This is a genomic window from Devosia sp. 2618, from assembly GCF_040546815.1.
Taxonomy (GTDB): Bacteria; Pseudomonadota; Alphaproteobacteria; order Rhizobiales; family Devosiaceae; genus Devosia.
This window is the reverse complement of sequence record NZ_JBEPOO010000001.1, coordinates 1,899,373-1,922,829: the sequence shown is the minus strand read 5'-3', so window position 1 is coordinate 1,922,829 and position 23,457 is coordinate 1,899,373. Positions and strand designations below refer to the sequence as shown.

Here is a 23,457-nt window from a genome sequence, read left to right as displayed (position 1 = left end):
TGGACTATTGATCCAATTTCGATAATGTAAACCACACGCCGGCCACGCTGCCGGCTTTCACGAGGAGGGTGAAAATGAAAACCGCAAACAACAACAGAGCGTCAAACGTCCGTCGCGCCACGAGCGTCGCACTCGCTATTTCGATGGTCCTGGCCCCAATGGGGCTACAGGCATCGGACAACCGCATTGCCCTGGTCCCCGGTGGTCCGCACCCATATTTCGTTGGCTGGGAACCCGGCATTGCCGCCGCCATCAAGGATTTCTCGATCGCTGCCGTCGACTACCAGGTGCCGTCCGAATGGAAGCTCGAAGCCCAGACCCAATTGCTCGAAAGCCTTGCCGCACAGGGCACCAATGCCTTCGGTATTTTCCCCGGTGACGCCGTCGGTATCAACTCGACGCTGGCAGAACTCAAGGGCGCTGGCATCCCATCAATCGCGATCGGTGGCTGTGCACAGGACCCAACCGACGCGTCGTTCTGCTTCTCGACCGACGTATCGCAGGCTGCCTATGTCGGCACCAAGGCCCTGATCGAAGCCATGGGCGGCAAGGGCAATATCGTCCACATCGCCGGTCTTCTGGTCGACCCCAACACCACCCTGCGCCAGCAGGCCGTGCAGAAGGCCGTCGACGAAACCAATGGCGCCGTCACTCTGCTGCAGACCGTCGGCGATACCGACAATCAGGAGCAGGGCGACCAGAAGGTCAATGCGCTCCTGGCAGCCCAGAAGGACAAGATCGACGGCATCATCGCCACCGCCTACATTTCCTCGGTGGTCACGGCGACCGCGCTGAAAAACCTCGGTGACAAGCGTATCAAGATGGTCGGCATCGACGATGACAAGATCGTTCGCGATGGCATCCGCGACGGCTTCGTTGCCGGTACTATCGCGCAGAACCCCTTCGGTCAGGCCTATATCGGCGCCTATGCACTGGACCAGTTGGCCAGCGGCTGCACCACCCTCGACACCGCCCCTTGGATCGCTACGCCACAGACCGCCCACTTCGTGGATTCCGGTACCGTCGTGGTCACCAAGGACAATGTCGACAGCTACCCCGAAGACCTCAAGGTCCTGACCTATGACATGCAGAAGACCTTCAAGGACACGTTCCTCTCCTGCAAGTGAATGACCCAGGCGGGCGCCGCATTGCCGGCGTCCGCTTTCGCATGGCGGCGAGGTTGAGATCATCGCCTCGCCCTTAGAGGTTGCCCCAATGCAAGTAAGCGCTCCGTCCCGTCAGGGAACGATGTCGATAGCGAGCCTGCTCACCAACAGTTCCGCTCAGTTCGGCCTGTTCGTGTTGCTGGTTGTGCTGTGGATTGTCTTTTCCAACCTGTCCCCCGGTTTTCTGTCGACCTTCAATCTCAACTCGCTCGGCCGTTCGGTCGCGGTCGACATCGTGGTCGGTTTCGCCCAGATGGTGGTACTGGCGACGGGCGGCATGAACCTCTCGGTGGGCGCTATCGGCGTCTGCTCGGTGATGGTGGTTGGCTATCTGCTGCAAATCATGGGACTGCCCATTCCGGTCGCCGTGGCCGGAACACTGTTCTTCGGTGGCTTCCTCGGCTGGCTCAACGGCATGGCCATCACCAAGACAGGCGTGAACAGCTTTGTGGTGACGCTGGCCAGCGCCAGCCTGTTCTCGGGCGGCATGCTGATCCTCAGCAAGGGCCTGCCGCTGAACGGCCTGCCGCCAGAACTCGGCGCATTTGGCAGGGCCGCCATCGGGCCCGTGCCGGTGCTCGCGGTGGTCGCGCTCGGCATCGGCGTGCTGCTCTACATCCTCTTTGCCCACAGCGCTCTCGGGCGACAAATCCTCGCCGTCGGCGCCAATGCCCGCGCCGCCGAAATGTCCGGCATTCCGGTGTCGCGGGTCATCGTCACGGTGCATGTCCTGTCGGGCGTTCTGGCAGCCGCAGCCGCGATCATGCTGACAGCACGCCTCGGCGCGGCCATGCCCGCTGTCGCCGGTGATGACTGGCTGCTGCCGTCATTCCTTGCTCCCGTCATTGGCGGCACATCCCTAGCGGGCGGCGTCGTCTCGGTCATCGGCACCATCCTCGGTGCGCTGCTCGTCTCCACTATTCGCAGTGGCCTCCTGATCCTGCAGTTCGCCAATTTCTGGCTGCAGCTCTTCCTTGGCCTGTTCCTTCTGGCGGCCATCCTGCTCGAACGCTATCGCGCCTCGCTCGTGGCCAAGCAGCAGACGAGGCAAGCATGAAACGCACCGCTTCCATCCTTTTCGGCCAGCAATGGTCGGGCATTCTGGCTGGCGTAATCGTCGGTGGTGTGGCGCTGGCCATCGCCAATCCGGCCTTCCTCAGCGAGTTCAACATCTTCGTCCTGCTGCGCAGCATCTGTGTGGTCCTGCTCGCGGCGCTCAGTCAGATGGTCATGCTCGGCGTCGGCCAGATGAACCTCTCAGTCGGCGCGCTTGGGGGGCTCGTCGCCGTGATCGCCGGTGGCCTGATGGACGCCTGGGGCGTGCCAACCATCCCCGCACTTGCCATCGCTTTGGCTGCGGGTGGTCTCGCTGGCTTCATCAATGGCTGGCTGACCGTGCGCACCGGCCTCAATGGCTTCGTCGTCACGCTGGCGACTGCATCGGCCTTTACCGGTATCAATCTTGGCATCACCAAGGCCGTGCCGTTCTACAATCTGCCCGCCGACTTCGTGGCTTTCGGCAACGGCCGTCTCGGCCCGTTCCCGGCGCTGGCCATCGTGCCGATCCTCGTCACCATCGCGCTGGCCATCTTCCTCAACCGCGCCGTCAAAGGCCGTCAATTGCTCGCCGTCGGTGGCAATCGACACGCCGCATAACTCTCCGGCATCTCCGTGCCCCGCACCATGATCATGGCGCACACCATCTCCGGTCTGATCGCCGCCGCAGCCGGTTTGATGGCAGTCGCGCAACTGGGATCCGCGCAGCCAACCATTGGCGCTGACTGGCTCATCATCTCGTTTGCCGCGCCGATCATCGGTGGCGCCAGCCTGTCTGGCGGCTCGGTGTCGATCACTGGCACCGTTATCGCCATCCTGCTGATAGGCCTGATCCAGAACGCCATGATCATGCTGGCCGTCGATCCCTATTGGGTCACTTTCCTGCTCGGCGCTCTCATTCTGATCGCCGTGTGGATCAACCGAGCGCGGGCCGCCGGGATGGAGAATGCACGATGACGCTGGTCCTCGAAAACATCGTCAAATCCTTCCCCGGCGTTCGCGCGCTCAACAACGCCTCGCTCAGCCTCAATGCCGGTGAAATCCACGCCCTGATGGGCGAGAACGGGGCAGGGAAGTCGACCCTGATCAAGGTCATCACCGGCGTTCACACCGCCGATGAGGGCACCATCACCCTCGATGGCCGCGCGCTGTCGCTGACCTCGCCGCAGGACGCCATCGCCCTGGGCATCGCGGTGGTCCATCAGGAACGCAACCTGATCCCGCATTTCTCGATCGCCGAAAACATCCTGCTTGAGCGCCTGCCGACCAAGAATGGTTTCGTGGACTTCGCCCGCGCCAATCAGCAGGCAAAACTGCTGCTGGCCAAGGTCGGCCTCGATCTCGATCCCGCCATGAGCGTCAGCCGCCTCAGCGTTGCGCAGATGCAGATGGTCGAAATCGCCAAGGCGCTCAACCGCGAATCCAAGGTCCTGTTGCTCGACGAGCCCACGGCTTCGCTGACCGACGGTGAGTCCGAAACGCTGTTTCGCTTGGTCCGCCAGCTGCGCGACAACGGCACGGCAATCCTCTTCGTCAGCCACAAGCTTGAAGAAGTACTCGCCCTTTGCGACCGGATCACCGTCCTGCGCGATGGTCAGACCGCATTGGCCGGCGCTCCCATCGCCCAGATGAGCCGCAGTGCGCTGATCGAAGCCATGATCGGCCGCGCCGAAACGCCAGCGCTACGCCGCAAGGGCGTCGCCGATACGGGCACGCCAAGGCTGCAAGCGAAGTCCCTCGCCACCTCCTTCGGCCATGAGAACATCAACTTCTCTCTGCATCGCGGCGAAATCCTCGGCCTCTATGGTCTGGTCGGCGCTGGCCGCACCGAACTGGCCCGCGCATTGCTCGGGCTGGGCCGCATCCGCAGCGGCGAACTGCTCATTGACGGCGAAGCCAAACAAGCCCGCTCGGTCAAGGACGCCATCAAACGGCTGCGGCTGGGCTATGTCAGCGAAGATCGGAAGCACGAGGGCGTCATTCTCAGCCAGTCCATCTCGCGCAACATTTCCAGCACCGTCTGGGACCGATTGGCCAACGGCCTCGGCTTGCTGCGAAAGGCTTCCGAGGACGCCATCGCCATTCCGCTCGCCGAAAAGCTGGCCGTCCGTACCCCCAGCGTGTCCCAACTCGTCGGCAACCTCTCAGGTGGCAATCAGCAGAAGGTGTCCTTCGCTAAATGGCTCGCTGCCGACGTGGATATCCTCATCATCGATGAGCCCACTGTCGGCGTGGACGTCAAGGCGAAGGCCTATATCCACGAGATCATCAACGGCCTGGCCGACGATGGCATGTCCATTTTGCTAATATCGAGCGACATGCCCGAGATGATAGCCATCGCAGATCGCTTGCTGGTCATGCATGACTTCGCCATTCAGGGTGAAATCGCCAATGACCGAAACTATGACTCGATGAGCCGCCGCATCATGTCGGCCATTCACACCACGCCAATCGCCTGAAACTGGAGCTCCAATGGCTGACCTCACCGGCAAAATCGTTCTCATCACCGCTGCCGCACAGGGCATTGGCCGCGCTTCCGTGGAAGCCTTCGTCAAGGCCGGCGCCAAGGTGATCGCGACTGACGTCAATGCGGCCAAGCTCGCTGAACTCGATGGCACGGCGGGCGTCACTACCCGTCTGCTCGATGTGCTATCGGACGATGCGGTCAAGGCTGCTGTCGCCGAGATCGGCCGGATCGACGTACTGTTCAACTGCGCCGGTGTGGTCCATTCCGGCACCATTCTCGAGATGAGCGACAAGGACCTCGATTTCGCGCTGGACCTCAATGTCCGCGCCCAGATCCGCACCATCCAAGCCGTGCTGCCGCAGATGATCGAGCGCCAGGATGGCGCCATCATCAATATGGCCACAGTCGCCAGCTCGGTCAAAGGCGTGCCGAACCGCGCCGCCTATTCCATCTCCAAGGCCGCTGTCGTCGGCCTCACCAAGTCGGTTGCCGCCGACTATGTGACGCAGAATATTCGCGTCAACGCCATCTGCCCCGGCACGGTCGAAAGCCCAAGCCTCCATGAGCGCTGGCACGCCACCGGCGACTTCGAAGCGGCGAAGAAAGCCTTCATCGCGCGACAGCCGATCGGACGTATCGCGCGTCCTGACGAGGTCGCCGACCTCGCGGTTTATCTGGCCGGTGCAACCTACACGACCGGCCAGGTCCAGATCATCGACGGTGGCTGGACGGCCTGATCCGTCGCCGTTCGGTTACCCGATTTCCGACTTGCCTGCGACGAAGGCCGCCAACACCGCATCAATGTGTCGCTGCATTGCCTTGGCAGCACCATTGCTGTCGCCATCAGCGATGGCCTGATAGATTTCCGCATGTTCCGCCTGCGTATTGGCAATGCGCTCAGGCTTTAGCAACAGGCTCTCAAAGCGTTCAAACAGGGCGTTGTGGCGATAGTCCCACAGCGTCGTCACCATGATTTCATAGGCTGGATTGCCACTGGCGCGGGCAATTTCGAGGTGAAACCCACGGTCGCCCTGCCGATATTTCGGCTCCTTGGTAGATTGCCCTTCCGCCTGCAGCGCCATCGCGAGCCGCATGGCTTCGAGATGGATGTCACTACGATTGGTGGCGGCCTTCGCGGCAATGCGCGGCTCGATCACCCGCCTCGCTTCCATCGCCTGAATGGGCCCCACATCATCCTGAGCCGACACGCCGAGAGCCTGCATCTGCGGCAAGACCTGAACGCCGTGACCCTGCCGGATAGAAACCTTGCCCGCCACCTCCAGCGCAATCATCGCCTCGCGCACCGAGGTGCGGCTCACCCCCAACTGATCCGCCAACGTCCGCTCAGCTGGCAAAAACGTGCCGACCGGAAACAGCCCCTGTTCCATCCGCTCCATCAACAGCGCCGCGATTTGCCGGTATAGGCGCAGCGGTTCAAGGGAGGGAAGGCGCGCAGCGCTTTTGTCGGGGGGAGGCATGGATGCGCGAACCTGCGATGGCGACAACTCGAACGTGTTGCCAACAATCTATAAGGCAAATGGCCCAATGGTCTAGCCAGTTTGGACGCGCAGTTGCCTTACCCCGCAAATCAGGCAGGGGCTTTCGATTCTAGCCGGGAGTGCCTTTGACGAATGAGCTGAGCACCGCCTCGACATGCCCGCGCATCGCTTTGCCCGCTTCCGCCGAATTGCCGCTGGCAATGGCGTCATAGATGGCCTCGTGTTCGGTGACGGTCCTGCCGATACGGTCCGAACCGACCAGCAGGTTTTCAAACCGCTCGAACAGCGGCTTGGTGCGATATTCCCAAAGCTTGGCGACCAGAACCTCGAACGCAGCATTGCCGCTGGCGCGCGCGATTTCGACATGAAACCGGCGGTCGCCCTCGCGATAGGCATCCGCCGTCCAGGTCGAGGCGCTGCCCTGCAACGCCATGGCGGCCCGCATGTTCTCAAGGTTCTGCGGTCCGTGATTGGTTGCCGCCAGCTCGGCAATCCTTGGCTCGATCAGCCGCCGCGCTTCGAGCACCTGTATCGGCCCGATATCGACATCCGGCGGCGTCGTGTCCTCGACACTCTGCGCCGTCGCCAGCACTTGAACGCCATGACCCTGCCGGATCACCACGCGTCCGTTGACCTCAAGCGCAATAAGCGCCTCGCGCACCGACGTCCGGCTGACACCCAACTGCTCGGCGAGTTCGCGCTCCGCCGGCAAAAACGTGCCGACGGGAAACAGCCCTTGCTCGATGCGGGTCTCAAGAAGATCGGCAATGCGGCGATAAAGGCGCGTCGATTCAAGCTGAGGCAGTCGCGTCCCAATCGGCGCCTTGCCACCTGTGTCTGCGGTTCCCAATCGATGTCCTACGCTGCAAGCCAAACGGCCAGTTACAGTTCGCAACTGACCGTTCTGAGGTCTGCATATCGCCTGCGTGAGTGTCAACCAATCCCGTCGCTGAGACCGAGCCGACCGCAAGGAAAATCAACGCCGCGCCGTAAACGGCCAACTCACTGCCACAAAGATCAGCCCTGCCGCTACCAGAACGAAAGCCGTGCTTAGGTTCCAATGCTGCGCGACAAACCCGATCGCTGCCGGCCCGGCCAGAATACCGGCATAACCCAGCGTTGTAATCGAGGCGATGGCAAGGCTGGCCGGCATCCGCGTCTGCTTGCCGGCTGCGGTAAACAGCACCGGCACGATATTGGACGCACCAATGCCCACCAATAGGAAGCCGGCAAACGCCAGCGGCTGGCTGGGCGCGTAGACGGCGAGCAGGAAGCCCGCTGCCGACAACAGCCCGCCGCCGACCACCACGATCATGCCGCCAAGAGTCTTGACGATCCAGTCACCGGTCAGGCGGCCCACCGTCATGGCGATGGCAAACATCGTGTAGCCAAAACCGGCCTGCGATGGATCGACCAGATGGGTGCCGATCAGGAACAGCGCGCTCCAGTCAAGAATGGCGCCTTCGCCCAGAAATACTAGGAAGCACAGGATGCCGATGAAAATGACGATGCCCTTTGGCACAACGAATAGCGGCGTCTTGCCTCCTTCGTGATTGCCATAAGGCAGCAGCCCCGAGAATGCGAATACCAGCAGAACAACCAGCATCACGCTGATCGTCACTGTCGCCAATAGTGGTGAAATACCCGCGCCGATAAGAAGACTAAGTCCACCTGCGCCCAGAATGCCGCCCAGGCTGAACAGCCCATGGAACCCCGACATCATATTACGGCCGCTGTCCTTCTCGACCATCACCGCCTGGATATTGACAGCAACGTCCACCGTGCCAACGCTCGCGCCGAACAAGGCTAGCGTAATCGCAAGAGCGGGGACGGTATCGACCAGCGCTAGGAGTGGTAGCACCAATGCTACGGCCAGCGAACCGCCAACGATCACCGCGCGACAGCCAAAACGGTTGGCCAAAATCCCGGTGATTGGCATGGCAAGGATCGAGCCAAGGCCGAGGCACAGCAGCAGCAGCCCAAGTCCGCCGTCTTCAACGCCGACGCGCGCTTTGGCGAACGGCACCAGCGGCGCCCAAGCCGCCATGGCGAGCCCCGCCACGAGGAAGACGGCCCGTGTCGCCCATTGCTCGCGAAACCCGGCCGGGGAATGTGCGTTCAAGACAGTGTTGGTAGCAGACATTTTTCGTTCGCTTGGTTGGTGACTTGGGCAATATCGCGCCGGGCGCGCCGCCAGCAGAATGGATCTTTATTGGCGTCCTATTGCAGAATATGCACAAATACGCAATAACGTGCAAGAACGTGCAAGAACGTGAAGGGGATGAATTTGCTCACCGAAGAACGGCTTGATCGCATTCGTCAGCAGCTCAACGACAACGGCAAGGTTCTGGCCAATGACCTCGCCGTGCAGTTTGACGTCTCCGAGGACACGATCCGCCGCGACCTGCGCGAACTGGCCAAGGCCGGGTTCTGCCGCCGGGTCTATGGTGGGGCGCTGCTCCCTGCGCCAGATGGCGGCACTCTGGCCGCGCGCAACATCGATCAGCAGGGCGGCAAGGCCAATCTGGCACGCGCTGCGGCCGCTCTGATCAAGGACGGCCAGACCATTTTCATCGACGCTGGCTCGACAAATCTTGCCATCGCCCAGGCCCTGCCGCGCGAAAAGCCACTGACGGTGATCACCAATGCGCCTGCCATTGCCTCGGCGCTATCGGATCATCCAAATCTCACGGTAATTGTGCTCGGCGGTATCTACGATCAAAGTAAGGGCGCCTGCCTTGGCTCGCAGGCCGTCCGCGAGGCATCGCAGATTTTCGCCGACATGTTCGTCCTTGGCGCCTGCGGCATAGACACGGAAATCGGCGTCACGGCCCTCGACTCCGCCGAAGCCGAAATAAAGCGCACAATGATGTCGCAAAGCAGCTTGCTGCTGATCGCGGCCACTTCGGACAAGCTCGGCACCATCGCGCCGTTCAAGCTCGCCGAGGCCTCACGGATCGATCATCTGGTGGTCGAGGGGAACGCCGGGGATCTCTCGGCGTTCGAGCGTGCAGATATCCAGATCCATATCGCCTAGAAACGACTGGCGTTCAGCCGACGCCGATTACTTCTTCAGCCCGCTTGGGGATGAAGATGGCTTCGAGCAGCGACAGCATGGCAATAGCGCCAACCATGGCCCCGCTGGTCAGAACCACGCGCTGCACCACGACTTCAAACGCGTCGCGGGCACCAAACGTCGCGGAGACCAGCATCACCAACGCCACCGAGCAGATGTACTGGTAGAACAGTGGGCGAGCCTTGCCGGTCGTCATCTTGTCTATGAGGAAGTAGGTGATGATGGTGATCAGCGCGGCCAGCACGGCGAACTGTGGCACCATCTGATAGATCGCCATGGCGGCAATCGCCACCAGCGCGCCGATCAGAGTGCCGCCGCCACGGTCGACCAACTGGTCGATACGGCCACCGCGATCAGGCTCGGCGCAGACAAAGGCCAGCATGATCGGCACAATCAACATGTTCATGTCGCCCGTCGCAAAAGTCGCCAGCATTATCGGCACATAGACCGCGAGCCGGATCAGCAGCTCAGCGGTTGGATTGGCGGTATCGAACGGCTTGGCCTTGGCCACATGGACACGGCTGGTCTGCGGTGGGAACAGGACGTTGAGCACCAGCATCGCCACGCCCAAAATGACGCCACCCGAAGCCATGCTGTCGCGAATAGCCACCAGCGCCTGATCGCTGAACAGCGCCGACATCGACATCATGGCCGGGAACACCGTCAGGATGATGCCGCCGCGCGAGCCCTTGAACAGCATGAGCGCAATGCCCGCTGCCGCCAGCACGACGTTGACGATGATGAACAGCATGGGTTCGGCAACGGTAGCCGCCGCGATCCAGCTGAACAAGAACGCCATGACGGGCAGGGCGATCGGGCCGGCGAAAGCCGATATGTTGAGTGCGCCGCGCTGATTGGACATCAGCGACATCGCAAAAACGATTGGCATCATGGGTTGAGTGACGCCGAGCGGTTCCGCCAGGATCACGCAGATGGCCACGGCCAAGGCAGTGCGCAGCGCGAGGTAGGGGTCCTCGTTGGGATCGACTCGGGTCAGCTCTTCCATAATCAATGATCCTTAGTTGAAGCCGGACAGAACGCTCGAGACCCGAAGCAGGCCACGCGCAATGGTCGGGACGAAGCCCTCATCAGGCAGGATCAGCACGGCCGCTTCCGAACCAAGGCGCACATTGGCGGGCAGGGTCGACATATCGTCGATGGTGACACGCACCGGCACCTTGCGGGCTGGTGGGAACCAGCGCGTATCGGTCGAGGATTGAGCGAGGCCATTCACCGTGGTGCGGCCGGCATTGATGCCCCATGCGATGCTGTCGACGGTCGCTTCAAACTGGCGGCCGGGGGCGGCCTCAAAGATCACCACGGCACGGTCGCCGGGCTGCACATTGAGCAACTGGTTTTCGCGCAGATCGGCGATCACCATCTGCGTCGATGGGTTGATGAAGGTCATGGCCGGCGTGCCGGCGGCGACGAACTGCCCCTCGGCCAACGACAGGTTGGACACATAGCCATCCGCTGGCGCAACGATAGTGGTATTGGCCAGCGCAAACGTGGCGCGATCAAGCGCTGCCTGCGCGGCCCGCACATTGGGATTGCTGCTGTCGGCGGTGTTGGCCGAGAGCTTGACGCGCTCCACTTCCGCTTTGGCTGCAGAGACGTTGAGCTGCGCCGTGCGATAGTTGGCGTCGGCTGCGGTCAGTTTGGCGACCGGCAACAGGCCGCGTTCATTGAGCTGCGTCGCCCGATCCAGATCCTGCTCGGCAGTATCGAGCGCGACCTCGGCCTGTGCCAGCTTGGCCTCGGCAGCGGGGATAGCCGCAACGCCTGCAGTCGCGCCATTGAGCGCCTGATCGAGTTGAGCCTGGGCCTGAGCCAGATCCATTTTGAAGGTCGTGTCGTCGATCTGGAACAGGGGCTGCCCGGCCGTCACTTCGGCATTGTCGGCGATCAACACGTGCTGAACCGGTCCGGCAACGCGGGGTGCAATCTGTGTCACCTGCGCGGTGATCGAAGCGCCGCTGGCGTAGGGAGCATAGTGGTCCGACAGCGGATACCAGGCGACGATGGCGCCAAGCAGCACCAACACACCATAGCCAAACATGCGCGCCTTCCGGCGGCTGGCGTTTGGCGGGGGCGCAACGGCAACCACCTCGGTTGGCTCTGCAATTTCCACGGGCGCCGCGACCGGCAGCTCCGGCTGCGGCGCAGGTTCGATCTCCTTGGCGCGCGCCACAGGCATGGCCACCACATTCGCTTCGGTCGAAACCACGGCCTTTGCGCTGTCTTTGTCGTCCACCATTTCTTTCCCCTGTGTCATAGTCCGCTCCGTTTGATGCGGTCTATGTAGACGACAAGAAGTCGCTATGCAATAAAGATACTTTGCTGCATAGCTAAATTGTGAACGAGGAATACCCCGTGGACTCAGATATCGAGCTCGACGATTTGTTGCGCGACCTGACAGGCGAAATCACCCACCTCTATCGATGGCTGGCCGAAAGCGCCGGCATCAACCACACCGATCTGATGTGCCTGTTTTACGTGCGCACGGCCGACGGCACCGCCACGCCCAAGGCCGTTTCCCAGCATCTGGGAATGACCTCGGGCGCCACAGCCATCATGCTCAATCGTCTGGATAAGGCCGGCTTCATCATCCGCAGCCCACACCCAACCGACCGGCGAGGTGTTCTGCTATCGATTGGCCCAGAGGTGCAGCGCTCCGGCCTCTTGGCGCTCCGCGAGCGGTTCATTGGTATGAATCAGGTCGTCTTTTCGGCCTTTTCGGAGGACGAGTTGACCATCGTACGCCGCTTTATGCGTGGCCTGCTGCTCAACAGCCGCGATTCCCTGCGCGTACTGCGCACCGAAAACCGCGCCGCCAGCGCCGAAAAAGCCGCCAAAGTCTCGTAACCACCTATCGGGCGGCCGAATCTCCGTTTGGAGTGCTCATCTCGCTAATCTCACCCCGCCGCTGCAGCACAGTCGCCACCGTGCTGCACAACAATGCCCAGGCAGCGCCAAGGCACCAGCCGGCCAGCACGTCGCTGGGATAGTGCACGCCCATATAGATCCGGCTGAAGCCCACGATGACGGTGAGGAAAATCGCCAGCGAAATGCTGAACACCTTCATCGAGCGCGTCGGCGCGATCCGCGCCAGCAATGCGCCAACGGTCAAAAACGTCACCGCCGACAGCATGGCGTGCCCGCTTGGAAAGCTCGAGGTAAACTGCTGCGACATCGCCATCAGGTCCGGGCGAGGGCGGTTATAGGTCATCTTGAGCAGCGTGCTGAGCACGGTTCCGCCCAGCACCGACACAACCAGCAGGATGGCAGAGTTCCTCATCCGCGCCAGCAACAGGCAGCTACCAACCGCCATCACCAGCAGCCCCAGCAGCGAAAAGCTGCCCAGCGCGGTAATATCGCGCACCATTTCGTGCACCCAGGCGGGCCCGATCACCTGCGTGATGTCGTTGGGATCGCGAAACAGCATCAGCACGGCATTATCGAACGCCTGCGTTTCACCCTCGGCCACAATGTCCGCCAGCCCCAGAAATGCCAGCACCAGCCCGCTTGCCAAAGCGATTGCGGCCAGCAGCCTCGCCTCTCCGGTGACGAAGGCGTGGACCCGGCGATAATGGGTGGATGAAACCAGTCGTTGAAACATGTGACGCTTTTTCCCTTACTATGCACGCAACGTACGGCCCGCACGCACGTTCCCAAGGCACGTACCACTGATTGACGCACCTGTGCGCGGGAACACAAAACCATGACCGACACGTCCTACTACGTAATCCTGAACGCAAATGCCGGCACGGCCAATGCGACAGGTGTTACGCCCGAGGCCTTGTTCGAACTGTTTTCTCGCAACGGCCTCAAGGCCACCATTGACGCCGATAGCGATCGCCCACTGTCCGATCGGATCAACGACGCCATGGCCAGCGATGCATCGACCATCGTTGCCGCCGGTGGCGATGGCACCATTACTGCGCTGGCAGCAACGCTGGTCGGCGCCGAAAAAAGCCTCGCCATCCTGCCACTCGGCACTGTCAATGCACTCGCAAAGGATCTGCACGTGCCGCTCGACCTGCCATCGGCCGTGGCGGCGCTTGCCACCGGCGTTGAGCAGCGCATCGACGTGGGCGAAGTCAACGGCCGCATGTTCCTGCACAAGGTGGTCATCGGCCTCATTCCCGGCATGGCGGCGGGGCGCGAACACATTCGTGGTCGCCAGGACGCTTCCGCAAAGATCGGCTTCATGCGCTACTTCTTCCGCCGCCTGGCCCGCGCCCGTCGCCTCGCGGTGGTCATTGAGCCAAACGAAGGCGTGCGCCGCGTCGAACGCGTGCAGGCCATTGCCGTCGCCAGCAATTCCTATGACGAAGGCCTCGGCCAGTTCTTCTCGCGGCAAAGCCTCGATCGCGGCACGCTGACCCTTTACGTGCTGCACCACCTCACCACGCGCGACTTCTTCCGCCTGACTGCCAGCATGCTGCTTGGCCGCTGGAAGTCCGATGAGGCGCTGACGGTGGAAAGCGTCAAAGCCATCACCATCAATGTCCGAAAACCCATGGTTCAGGTCATGTTTGATGGCGAAGTCGAGATGCTGCACACGCCCCTTGAGTTCAAGATTCGCCCACTGGCGCTGTCGGTCATCGTGCCGGCCGCCTCGGTTGCCGGTACTGTCGCAGGGGCCGCCGCATGAAGATACTGCACGTTTCCGACCTTCACTTCGGCCACCACGATCCAGCACTGGCCGCAGGTTTTGCCGACGACATCAATGCGCAAAAGCCCGACCTTGTCGTTGCCAGCGGTGATTTCACCCAGATCGGCACCAAGGAAGAATTCCTCCAGGCCCGCGCCTTCCTCGACACGCTACACGCCCCGGTGTTCGCCGTACCAGGCAATCACGACGTGCCCGCCGTCAACATCCTGCGCCGGTTCTTCAACCCGTATGGGCTCTACAAGAAATACATTGCCCACGATCTTGAGCCATTCCTCGAAATGGACGGAGTGGCGCTGGTCGGCATGCGCACTTCGCGTCGTGCGCGCCTCGAATGGAATTGGGGCCACGGCACCATTTCGCGCAGCCAGCTCGAAGACCTCGCCCATCGCTTCGATAAGGCCTCGCCCAACGCTGTCCGCGTGATCGTCGCCCACCATCCGCTATTGTTCCCCACCGAGCCGATGCTGCAAAAAACCAAACGCGTGAAGCGCGCCGATGACGCACTTGCCACCTTTGCCGGCCTCGGTGTGCGCCTGGTGCTATCCGGTCATTTCCATCTGTCCTACGTTCGCAAGCACGAAGCGGCAGACGCATCGCGCGAAGGCGAACCCATGGGCCTCAGCAAGTCTACAGTCGCGCCCATCCTGATCGCCCAGGCATCATCTGCCATCTCGACCCGTCTGCGCGGCGAGCCCAATGCCTATAACCTGATCGACATCACCACTGAGCACATCACGATCACCGTCCGAGAATGGCGCGATGGCGCCTGGATCACCCGCGACAAGGCCTCCGAGCCCGTCTGACGCTAGGGCGCAACAAAAATGCAGTGCGCTTGTCTTCCGACAGGCGCACTGCATTTTGAGTCAAAACCATCGACAGACCCGGAAGCTAGCGAGCAAGCGTTCCAGCGGGCAGGGGCGTCGCACTGACTTCGCTGGCCTGCTCGGACAGATCCACATCAGATTCCTCGGCAAGCTCGCGCTCTGCCTTGTGCCAGTAATGTTCGTCCTGGCCTTCAGGCGCTCCGTCCGTTTGCCAAAGAGCATAGGCGCGGGCACGGATTTCTTCGTCTCGATCTGCTGACATAGGACGTCTCCTGGAGCGCACGGCGATCCAGTTCGCCGCGCGATCCAGCAAAACGATCAAAAGCGCCAGGAGTTGCTAGAGGCTCGCCGCCAACACTTCGAGTTGATCGGCGCATATTCCCCAGCCTTCGTGAAAGCCCATCTTCTTGTGATTAGCGGCATCTTCCGCCGTCCAATGCCGCGCGATGGCGGTGTACTTTGTCTTGCCGTCGCCCGCGTCTTCAAACAGCAGCACGGCGGCAAAGAACGGCTTGGCCGACGGCGCCCAGTCGCCGATAAAAGCATCGGTAAACACCAGTTTTTCGTTCGGGATAATCTCCAGATACTGCCCGGCATTGGGATATTCCGTGCCGTTTTCGTCCGCCATGGTGATGACGTTCCCGCCGCCCACGCGCAGATCGATCACGGCCTTTGGCGTGCTCCACGGCTTTGGCGCAAACCACTGCGTAATCAGCTCCGGCTTGGTCCAGCACTGATAGACCTTGTCGCGCGGCGCATTGAGCACGCGGGTCAGCACGAGGTCGCGGTCGGTATCCTGAGTGGGCAGGGCGTTGGTCATGTCGTCTTCCTTGGGTTTACTGATAGTCTCACCCAAGCGACGAACGCCGCCAACCGATTTCGACACGCCTTGAATCTTTTCTTGGTTGTTGCAGCACGTGGCCAATCGCGTCCGCTCAATTCGCCGATTTTCTGCGTAATGCCAAAATCATACCACTTGCTGAGCCCGCGAGAGTTCATCATGCCCAAACGCGCCGGGTGCTGAGACTAAAAGCCCAATTTTGGCAGTGACCTGCGGCTGACGTGCACAAATGCGATTTGGCACTTGGTGAATGGTATTTTATTGGTATTCTGGTTTCGCGCGAGGCGGCGTGCCAGACAGCGATCGCTGCGGGCTACAGCCGTGCTCCATGAGTCGCAGGCATGCGGGCCAAAGTCTGGTCGCAACAGGGGGAAATAGTGGCCGAAGCGTCGAACGGTTTCTTTGTTGATGGTCCCATAGTGCTGCCCAGCGGCGGACCGCTTTACCTTCAGCTCAAGCGATGGATCGAAGAAGCCATCCATAGCGGCGCCATAAATCCCGGTGACGCCCTGCCATCCGAGCGCGATCTGGCCACAAGGGTCGATGTGTCCCGCGTCACCGTCCGCAAGGCAGTGCTGCAACTGGTCAACGATGGCGTTCTGGTGCAGCGCCATGGCTCCGGTACCTTCGTGGCGCAGCAGACGCAACGCGTCGAGCAGTCGCTGTCCCAGCTCACGTCCTTCACCGAAGACATGGCGCGCCGCGGCATGGCCGTTCGCGCGCAATGGCTCGATCGCGGGCTCTATGCGCCATCGCCTGAAGAGACCATCATTCTGGGCCTCTCCTCCAACGAACAGGTCGCCCGCATCGCCCGCCTGCGTCTCACTGGCGACACGCCGCTCGCCATCGAACGCGCCAGCCTTTCTGCACGCGTTCTGGCCAATCCCGCCAGTATTGGTGACTCGCTCTATCGCGAGCTCGACAAAGCCGGCAATCGCCCCAGCCGCGCCATCCAGCGCATTCGCGCCGCCAATCTGGGCGCCGAAGATGCCAATCTGCTGCAGGTGCCCGTCGGTTCCGCCGGTCTCAATATCGAGCGCACCTCCTATCTGGCCTCCGGTCGTGTCATCGAATTCACCCGCTCGATTTATCGCGGCGATACCTATGACTTCGTCGCCGAACTGCGCATCGGCGACTCTCCAAACACCGGAGGCAAGCCATGAGCGACCTTCTCGCCATTTCCGGCCCACGCATTTTCGACGGTCACCGCTGGCATGACGACGCCGCGCTGCTGATAGAGTTCGGCCACGTCTCGGGCATCGTTGGCGCTGACGACATTCCCGCCAATGCCAAACGCGTCCAGCTTGATGGCGGCTCCATCGTTCCAGGCTTTGTCGACCTGCAGGTCAATGGCGGCGGCGGCGTGCTCTTTAACAACGCGCCGACCGTCGCTTCCCTCCGCACGATCTGCACCGCGCACGCCCAGTTCGGCACCACAGCGCTGCTGCCGACGCTGATCACCGATACGGTAGAGGTCAATGTCGCCGCCATCGCAGCGGGAAAAGCTGCCACAGAACAACGCGTTGCCGGCTTCATCGGACTCCATCTCGAAGGTCCGCATCTCTCGCTTGCCCGTAAGGGCACGCACGATCCTGCCCTGATCCGCCCCATGGATGATAGCGATCTCGCGCGTCTGATCGCTGCTCGCAAGGACCTGCCAAACCTTCTGGTCACCGTCGCCGCGGAAACGGTCACCCCAACCCAGATCCGCGCCATGGCGGACGTCGATATTATCGTCAGCGTCGGTCACTCTGATGCTGACGCGGCCACAACGTCAGCCGCATTTAACGCCGGCGCCAGCATGGCGACGCACCTGTTCAATGCCATGAGCCAGTTGGGCAATCGCGAACCCGGCGTCGTCGGTGCCACGCTCTCCAATGACAATGTCCATGCCGGCCTCATCGCCGACGGCATCCACGTGCACCCGGCGGCCATCGCCATAGCGCTGCGGGCTAAATCCCAGGGAAGTCATGTCTTCCTCGTCACCGACGCTATGTCGCAAACCGGCACCGATCTCAAAACCCTGACGCTCAATGGCCGCACCATCACCCGCGCCGACGGTGCCTTGCGTCTGGCAGATGGCACCCTGGCCGGTGCCGACCTCGACATGATCGACGCCGTCGAGTTCATGCACACCACCATTGGTCTGCCGTTCGAGGAAGCCCTTCGCATGGCGTCGCTCTATCCGGCTGAGGCCATGCATATAGAAGACGAGTATGGCCACCTCGAACCGGGTGCCATTGCCAGCTTCGTGCATCTATCGGATCAGCGAAAAGTCAGCGCCACCTGGATCGACGGCGCTGAGGTGTTCCGCGCCTAGCCGCGCCCGATATAGGGCATGTTGGTCGCCATCACCGTCATGAATTGCACATTGGCCGATAGCGGTAGCCCCGCCATATAAAGTATCGCGTCCACCACGTGCCGCACATCAAAGGTCGGCTCGGGCATCATCGAGCCGTTCGCCTGCAGTGACCCGCTGCTCATCTGACTGGTCATATCGGTCGCCGTATTGCCGATGTCGATCTGCCCGCACGCAATACCAAACGCCCGCCCGTCCAGCGAGATCGCCTTGGTCAGCCCGGTGATCGCATGCTTGGTCGCTGTGTAGGATGCGGCGCCGGGGCGGGGCGCATAGGCCGAGATCGAGCCATTGTTGATGATCCGCCCACCTTGCGGCGTCTGATCCCGCATCGCACGGAACGCCTCGCGCGCCACATAGAAGGCGCCATTGAGATTGGTATCGACCATCTCTTTCCAGGTTTCGACATCAAGGTCGCCGAACGACGTCGCCGGCGCAAACCGCCCCGCATTGTTGAACACAACGTCGACGCGCCCATATCGCGCGCGCACCCCATCAAAAAAGCTGGCGACGGCAGTTGGGTCGGTCACATTGCACTCCGCCCAAAAACCGCCGGTCTCATCAGCGACCGCTTTTAGAGCGTCAGCACGCCGTCCGCAGATGGCCACATCATACCCAGCCTGGGCCAGTCCAATGGCCGCTGCCTTCCCAATCCCCGAGCTTCCGCCCGTAACCACGGCCACCTTCTTGTCCATATCCGTACTTCCTCCAATTGCGGCGATTGGGAATCAATTCCCTGCTCGCCCCCGCTTTTCCGGCACAATCGCGCCACATCCCCGCTGCGTCTATGACAGGCGGTCACTGCCGACATGAGGGTTAATCTTGCAGTATTCCCGCTCGTTTGCGTGTAGTAAGTGGCTGCAAACAATCACTTTTTAACCCTTTGTTTACGCCGATTAACAGGTGGTTTCATTCTGTGTGCTGAATCTGCAACAACCGCATCGCAACCATGGCAGTCAGCCCCCAAAACGGCTTTTGCGAGATTGCGTCCCCGTTCGGCATGCGTAGAGTGGGTCTTGCGAATCCATGCATGGGATCGTTTGTCGGTCGCAGCGCGACGGCAACACACTGCACCACGAATAGTGTGGTCGCGTTACGACAAACCGCTGGGCAACCGGCACAAAGAATGACTGACTTTGGAGGTCAATTAATGAAACTCAAGAGCCTTATCCTCGGTTCTATCGCTGCAGCCGGTCTCTCGACCGCTGGCTTCGCTGCCGATCTCGGCGTTCTGACTTCGCTCGACGTTTGCGACGAGCTCGGCCTGTCGGGCCTGACCATTTCGTCCGACACCAACTGCCTGCAGATCTCGGGCGGCGTTTCCTATGAATTCCATTGGGGTGACTGGAACGTCGAGTCCGGCGTTGCTCGTACGTTCGACGGCAACCGCAATATCGCTGTTGGCAACACCTACACAAACGCCGCTGGCGATGAATTCAACAAGGACTGGGAGTCCAAGGTTGAAGCGTGGCTGAAGTTCGTCGGCACCGCGTCGAGCGATTTCGGTTCGGCTAAGGCTGTTGTCAAGTTGAAGAGCGTTGAGCGTCTCCAGACCTGGAACGAAGGTCAGACCACCCGTAATGGTGCTGCTGTTGCAGTTCCTCCAGTCACCTTCGTTCACGGCGATACTACCCAGGGTTTCGTGATCGACGAAGCTTACGTTTCGGTTGGCGACTCGACCGTTATCATGGCTGGTAAGAAGGGCTCGATTGCCAATCTCGGCGACGACGCTCCATTCAACTTCCTCGGCCTGTTCAACTCCGATGCCATCGACGGCAAGGGCGTTGGTATCGATGCTGACACCGATTATCTCGGCGGCGCTGTGATCCAGGTCGTTTCCGATCTCGGCAATGGCGTGAACGTTGGTCTTGGTCTTGAAAACCTGAATGGTGCTTTCGGCGTGAACGCCAATGGCACGTACAAGGGTGTTCCCGCAAACGAGCAAGGCACTCTCGTTGGTGTTATCGGTTATGCTGGCGAAGGCATCACCGCTCACCTGACCGGTCTGGCTTTCGGCATTCTCGACGGCGACGTCGAGTCGTGGGCGATCCACGCTGGTGCAACCGGCACGTTCGACGCCTTCAAGGTGCGCGCTGCTGTTGCTTACTATGACAACTTCAAGTTCGGTACGGACGTTCGTGGTCAGGGCGCTGCCAACATCACCAACGGTTTGCTGTCGGTTGAAGGCACGTTTGACCTGTTCAAGCTGGCTCTGTCTGGTGAGTTCGCGAATGTCGATGCTGTTGCTGCCAACTGGACCGACTATGGTTTCGGCGGCTCGATCGGCGCGAAGGTAACTGATGGTATCGAGATCAATCTCGGTGCTCGTTACTTCCAGGACGCACTTCTTGATCTGGGCACGACCCAGGTTGCTGTTCAGCTGGTTGCTGCTGTCACCGAAACCCTCAAGGTCACCGGCGAAATCGGCGGCTTCTTCGGCGATGGCATCAAGAACGGCGCAATCCAGCCAGACGACGCAGTGTACTACGGTGCTGCAGAACTCGCTTGGGCTCCTGGCGGTGGTTTCACCTCCTCGATCCGCGGCGAAGTCAACTCGGCTGACGCATACAAGGTTACCTTCAAGGCAGCCAAGTCGTTCGAATAATCTTCGATCCGACTGTAATACGGAAAGGCCCGGCTCACCCCGGGCCTTTCTGCTTTTGGGTGCCCGTTCAAGAGTGCTTGGGCGTCTTGGTTTTGATGATTCGGCGCCTGAACGGATCGGGCAGGATGCATCTCCGGAGCGCAGCGAAATAACGCAGCTTAAACAGTAAGTTACCGCCGCCATTTTCGTTTCATGCTGAGGCGAAATGCACTAGCGTTGCATCAATTGCGGATACTCACTGGAACGGGAATGATCAGGGACCTTATCAAGTGGGTTGCGCCGGGACTGGCCACAGTCTTGGGCGGGACGACCCTGTGCCTTGCGATGACATCGACCGAGATTGCTTCGGATTTATCGACCAAAACGGCCGCAGCCATCGCCTCCAGCGGTTATGACTGGGTAGAATTGTCTTTTGACGGTCGCGATTTGCGGGTCTCTGGCACCACTACCGATCAAGGCATACGCGACGCGGCCGTCGCCAAACTCGCGAGCCTTGACGGCATTCGTGCAGTATCGTCGGACATCACACTGGCTCCACTTGCGACGCCCTATGTTCTGCAGGCCAGCATTGATGGTTCCGCGATTGACCTGAGTGGCGGTGTTCCAGACGAAACGACCCGTCAACGCTTCATGTCCCAGGCAAATATCGAGAATTCAAATCTTCAGCTTCGTTCCGGAATGCCAGATCGGCGCACCTGGGTTGCGGGCGCCGAGTTTGCCATCGACCAGTTGAAATATCTGGATCAAGGTCGGGCGACGGTTTCCGACCTTTCTGTCAGTGTGTCTGGCCGTGCGAAATCTGAGCGCGATTACCGCGATCTGATGATCGTGCTGCGAGCAGGGGCACCATCAGGTCTCACTCTGGGCAATGTCAGCATTACCCCTGCCGTGGTGTCGCCATATCAGTGGACTGCCCATTTCGATGGAAAGGTCATGGACGTGTCGGGTTTCGTACCCAATGCCGAACTGGCTGAGCGCTACCGCACCGCCGATCTGTCCGGTATTCCCGTCGCAACAGGCCTCGCCCTCGGCTCCGGAGAACCGCAAGGCTTTTCAGCACTTTCCGAGCGTTTGCTGCAGCAGTTATCGCGCCTGGAATATGGCGAGGCGACCATCACTGATGGACAAAGTACCCTGACCGGTGCACCTGCGACGGTCGAAATCGCGCAAGCGGTTGTCAATAACCTGCAGCCGTCCGGCAGCATTGTCGTGCTTGAGCCGCCGCGTATTGCCGACTACTGGATGAGCGCCAGCCGCCAGCCGAGCGGAGCGATCGTTTTCGACGGGTATGCGCCCGACGCAGCCACGAAGGATGCTTTTTCCAACATTGCCGGTGCCGATACGAGCTACCTGCAGCTTGGCCGCGGCGCGCCCGAGCGCTATCGCTCCGGCGTCGACTTTGGTCTGGCAGCTCTCGCCTTGATGGGAGAGGGCAGAATTTCGCTGCATGGCAACATTTTGACGATTGCCGGTACGGCGCGCACTGGCGCCGACTACGATGCCTTGCTCAAGATTGTCGCCGCTGAAGCGCCTCAAGGTGTGACGCTTGCGCCATCGGAGATCGCCGGACCGCGCGTCGAAAGCTATCAATGGTCTGCGTCCAAGGCGGCCACTGGGGCGATTGCTCTGGCAGGTTTTGTGCCTGACGCCGCATCAGAAGCTACGCTTTTGGCGGCCGCCGGTGCGTCTGCAACGAAAAATCTCGTCTTCGCTTCAGGTGCGCCGAATAATTTCGTCGCATCGGCCGCGCTTGGGCTGGACCTGCTGCAACGGCTGCACGATGGCCGCGTGGTCTTTGATAGTTCTGGTTGGACGATCACCGGAACGCCAAATTCCGCGATCGATAAAGCTGCCCTCGAAGCCGACTTCGCCACGCGCCATCTCGCCGCCGCTGGTTGGTCGATGGCCGTTGCTCAGCCAATGGCTACTGCCGTTGTCGCGGCGACGCCAGGACCTGAAGTTCCCGCGACGCCCGTAATCGAGCCGGAGGCTGCGGCGCCGGTGCCTGAAGTGGCCGAGGCGCCTGTGGCGCCTTCGACCGAACCTCCCACCATTCAGCCCGTTGTAATCGACCCGGACTACGCCTTTTCCGCCAGCCGCAGTGTTGACGGTTCTACCATCATGAGTGGTCAAGTGCCGTCCGATGCGGCGCTCAGCACGCTTGGTGCGATCGGCAATGGCGACACAGCCGCTGTCAGCATCGCCGAGGGCGCGCCAGATAGCTTCGTGTCCAGCGCAGAAACCGGCCTCCGTGCCTTGCTCAAGCTGGAAACAGGCCAGCTTAACTTCAGCCAGGGCAACTGGTCTCTCAGCGGGACAACGCCAAACGAGGCGACCAAAACAGAGATCACCGTGGCTCTTGAAGCCAATGCCGGTGCGGTCAAATGGTCGACCGATATTTCACTTCCTGTCGCGACACTGGCTGCCGTTGCGCCGCCCACTGCGGAAACCTCCCTGGCGAGCCCGGTTGATATCGCTGCCTGTTCCGAGCCGTTGGCTGAGTTCTCGGCGCGCAACGCCATCCTGTTCCAGTCCGGTGCAGCGATCATCGCGGCCGGGTCGCAGGCAGCGCTCGACGAGTTGGCGACGGACCTGTCGGCCTGTCCCGACGCCGTGGTCCATATCGAGGGGCATACCGATTCCGATGGTGACGAGACGCTGAACCTGGCGCTGTCGGTGGCGCGCGCCGAGGCTGTGGTCGACGCCTTGGTGGAACGTGGCGTGACGCCAGCGCGCCTTTATGCCGTCGGTTATGGCGAAAGCACGCCGATTGCCGATAACGGCACGGCGCAAGGCAAGCAGCTCAATCGCCGGATTGTGGTCACGGTCCAGCCCGAACACTACTAGGCGGAGCGATCTCGTGATGAGTTGGAACTCGCTGCACTA

Annotated in this window: 21 protein-coding genes and 1 pseudogene; 13 read left to right on the top strand and 9 right to left on the bottom strand. The window is 61.1% G+C overall.

Going from position 1 to position 23,457, the window contains the following annotated elements:
- The first annotated feature begins 74 nt into the window (after positions 1 to 74).
- The 5 genes and pseudogenes from ABIE28_RS09670 to ABIE28_RS09650 all read left to right on the top strand — a co-directional run bounded on the left by ABIE28_RS09670 (position 75) and on the right by ABIE28_RS09650 (position 5,426).
- Positions 75 to 1,127 carry a sugar ABC transporter substrate-binding protein gene (locus ABIE28_RS09670; protein ID WP_354062363.1) on the top strand — a complete coding sequence of 351 codons (1,053 nt, stop codon included), beginning with the start codon at positions 75 to 77 and terminating at the stop codon, positions 1,125 to 1,127.
- Positions 1,128 to 1,248: 121 nt separating this feature from the next.
- The gene (locus ABIE28_RS09665) at positions 1,249 to 2,223 is read left to right on the top strand and encodes an ABC transporter permease (protein WP_354062361.1); all 975 of its coding nucleotides are present in this window, start codon (positions 1,249 to 1,251) and stop codon (positions 2,221 to 2,223) included.
- Positions 2,220 to 3,179 (top strand): annotated as a pseudogene (locus ABIE28_RS09660) (ABC transporter permease). The gene ABIE28_RS09665 and the pseudogene ABIE28_RS09660 overlap by 4 nt, the downstream one beginning before the upstream one ends.
- On the top strand, positions 3,176 to 4,681 hold the full coding sequence (locus tag ABIE28_RS09655; RefSeq protein ID WP_354062359.1) for a sugar ABC transporter ATP-binding protein: 1,506 nt from the start codon (positions 3,176 to 3,178) through the stop codon (positions 4,679 to 4,681). Before ABIE28_RS09660 ends, ABIE28_RS09655 begins: the two are co-directional and overlap by 4 nt.
- A 13-nt stretch (positions 4,682 to 4,694) precedes the next feature.
- Positions 4,695 to 5,426: an SDR family oxidoreductase gene (locus tag ABIE28_RS09650; RefSeq protein ID WP_354062357.1), complete on the top strand. Its 732-nt coding sequence runs from the start codon at positions 4,695 to 4,697 to the stop codon at positions 5,424 to 5,426.
- Between the two features lie 15 nt (positions 5,427 to 5,441).
- Here ABIE28_RS09650 and ABIE28_RS09645 read toward each other — a convergent pair whose 3' ends face one another.
- The 3 genes from ABIE28_RS09645 to ABIE28_RS09635 all read right to left on the bottom strand — a co-directional run bounded on the left by ABIE28_RS09645 (position 5,442) and on the right by ABIE28_RS09635 (position 8,331).
- Positions 5,442 to 6,167 carry a FadR/GntR family transcriptional regulator gene (locus ABIE28_RS09645; protein ID WP_354062355.1) on the bottom strand — a complete coding sequence of 242 codons (726 nt, stop codon included), beginning with the start codon at positions 6,165 to 6,167 and terminating at the stop codon, positions 5,442 to 5,444.
- 130 nt (positions 6,168 to 6,297) lie between these two features.
- Positions 6,298 to 7,038: a FadR/GntR family transcriptional regulator gene (locus ABIE28_RS09640; RefSeq protein WP_354062353.1), complete on the bottom strand. Its 741-nt coding sequence runs from the start codon at positions 7,036 to 7,038 to the stop codon at positions 6,298 to 6,300.
- Between the two features lie 126 nt (positions 7,039 to 7,164).
- On the bottom strand, positions 7,165 to 8,331 hold the full coding sequence (locus ABIE28_RS09635; protein WP_354062351.1) for an MFS transporter: 1,167 nt from the start codon (positions 8,329 to 8,331) through the stop codon (positions 7,165 to 7,167).
- A 138-nt stretch (positions 8,332 to 8,469) separates the two neighbouring features.
- Between ABIE28_RS09635 and ABIE28_RS09630 the strand changes: the two genes are divergently transcribed.
- Positions 8,470 to 9,225 carry a DeoR/GlpR family DNA-binding transcription regulator gene (locus ABIE28_RS09630; RefSeq protein WP_354062349.1) on the top strand — a complete coding sequence of 252 codons (756 nt, stop codon included), beginning with the start codon at positions 8,470 to 8,472 and terminating at the stop codon, positions 9,223 to 9,225.
- A gap of 13 nt (positions 9,226 to 9,238) precedes the next feature.
- On the opposite strand, the gene ABIE28_RS09625 is transcribed toward ABIE28_RS09630, so the two are convergent.
- A complete protein-coding gene (locus tag ABIE28_RS09625; protein WP_354062347.1) occupies positions 9,239 to 10,270 on the bottom strand; it encodes an FUSC family protein in 1,032 nt (343 codons plus the stop codon).
- Between the two features lie 12 nt (positions 10,271 to 10,282).
- The gene (locus ABIE28_RS09620; protein ID WP_354062345.1) at positions 10,283 to 11,539 is read right to left on the bottom strand and encodes an HlyD family secretion protein; all 1,257 of its coding nucleotides are present in this window, start codon (positions 11,537 to 11,539) and stop codon (positions 10,283 to 10,285) included.
- 98 nt (positions 11,540 to 11,637) lie between these two features.
- Here ABIE28_RS09620 and ABIE28_RS09615 point away from each other — a divergent pair, with 98 nt between their 5' ends.
- Positions 11,638 to 12,129, top strand: coding sequence for a MarR family winged helix-turn-helix transcriptional regulator (locus ABIE28_RS09615; RefSeq protein ID WP_354062343.1), 492 nt, complete (start codon positions 11,638 to 11,640; stop codon positions 12,127 to 12,129).
- Positions 12,130 to 12,133: 4 nt separating this feature from the next.
- Here ABIE28_RS09615 and ABIE28_RS09610 read toward each other — a convergent pair whose 3' ends face one another.
- On the bottom strand, positions 12,134 to 12,883 hold the full coding sequence (locus tag ABIE28_RS09610) for a phosphatase PAP2 family protein (RefSeq protein ID WP_354062341.1): 750 nt from the start codon (positions 12,881 to 12,883) through the stop codon (positions 12,134 to 12,136).
- Between the two features lie 102 nt (positions 12,884 to 12,985).
- Here ABIE28_RS09610 and ABIE28_RS09605 point away from each other — a divergent pair, with 102 nt between their 5' ends.
- Both ABIE28_RS09605 and ABIE28_RS09600 read left to right on the top strand, forming a co-directional pair.
- Positions 12,986 to 13,921: a diacylglycerol/lipid kinase family protein gene (locus tag ABIE28_RS09605; protein ID WP_354062339.1), complete on the top strand. Its 936-nt coding sequence runs from the start codon at positions 12,986 to 12,988 to the stop codon at positions 13,919 to 13,921.
- Positions 13,918 to 14,745, top strand: a complete 828-nt coding sequence (locus ABIE28_RS09600) for a metallophosphoesterase family protein (protein WP_354062337.1) — start codon at positions 13,918 to 13,920, stop codon at positions 14,743 to 14,745. Before ABIE28_RS09605 ends, ABIE28_RS09600 begins: the two co-directional genes overlap by 4 nt.
- Before the next feature lie 85 nt (positions 14,746 to 14,830).
- On the opposite strand, the gene ABIE28_RS09595 is transcribed toward ABIE28_RS09600, so the two are convergent.
- Both ABIE28_RS09595 and ABIE28_RS09590 read right to left on the bottom strand, forming a co-directional pair.
- A complete protein-coding gene (locus ABIE28_RS09595) occupies positions 14,831 to 15,028 on the bottom strand; it encodes a DUF2934 domain-containing protein (protein ID WP_354062335.1) in 198 nt (65 codons plus the stop codon).
- A gap of 75 nt (positions 15,029 to 15,103) precedes the next feature.
- Complete coding sequence (locus ABIE28_RS09590) at positions 15,104 to 15,586, bottom strand: SRPBCC family protein (RefSeq protein ID WP_354062333.1); 483 nt, start codon at positions 15,584 to 15,586, stop codon at positions 15,104 to 15,106.
- Positions 15,587 to 15,984: 398 nt separating this feature from the next.
- Between ABIE28_RS09590 and ABIE28_RS09585 the strand changes: the two genes are divergently transcribed.
- Together ABIE28_RS09585 and nagA are read left to right on the top strand one after the other, a co-directional pair.
- Positions 15,985 to 16,770: a GntR family transcriptional regulator gene (locus tag ABIE28_RS09585; RefSeq protein ID WP_354062331.1), complete on the top strand. Its 786-nt coding sequence runs from the start codon at positions 15,985 to 15,987 to the stop codon at positions 16,768 to 16,770.
- A complete protein-coding gene (nagA, locus tag ABIE28_RS09580; RefSeq protein WP_354062329.1) occupies positions 16,767 to 17,927 on the top strand; it encodes an N-acetylglucosamine-6-phosphate deacetylase in 1,161 nt (386 codons plus the stop codon). The genes ABIE28_RS09585 and nagA overlap by 4 nt, the downstream gene beginning before the upstream one ends.
- On the opposite strand, the gene ABIE28_RS09575 is transcribed toward nagA, so the two are convergent.
- Positions 17,924 to 18,661, bottom strand: coding sequence for an SDR family oxidoreductase (locus tag ABIE28_RS09575; protein ID WP_354062327.1), 738 nt, complete (start codon positions 18,659 to 18,661; stop codon positions 17,924 to 17,926). The two genes, nagA and ABIE28_RS09575, sit on opposite strands and share 4 nt — an antisense overlap.
- A 455-nt stretch (positions 18,662 to 19,116) precedes the next feature.
- On the opposite strand from ABIE28_RS09575, the gene ABIE28_RS09570 reads away from it, so the two are divergent.
- Complete coding sequence (locus ABIE28_RS09570) at positions 19,117 to 20,571, top strand: hypothetical protein (protein ID WP_354062325.1); 1,455 nt, start codon at positions 19,117 to 19,119, stop codon at positions 20,569 to 20,571.
- 249 nt (positions 20,572 to 20,820) lie between these two features.
- A complete protein-coding gene (locus tag ABIE28_RS09565; protein ID WP_354062323.1) occupies positions 20,821 to 23,418 on the top strand; it encodes an OmpA family protein in 2,598 nt (865 codons plus the stop codon).
- Positions 23,419 to 23,457: the final 39 nt, after the last annotated feature.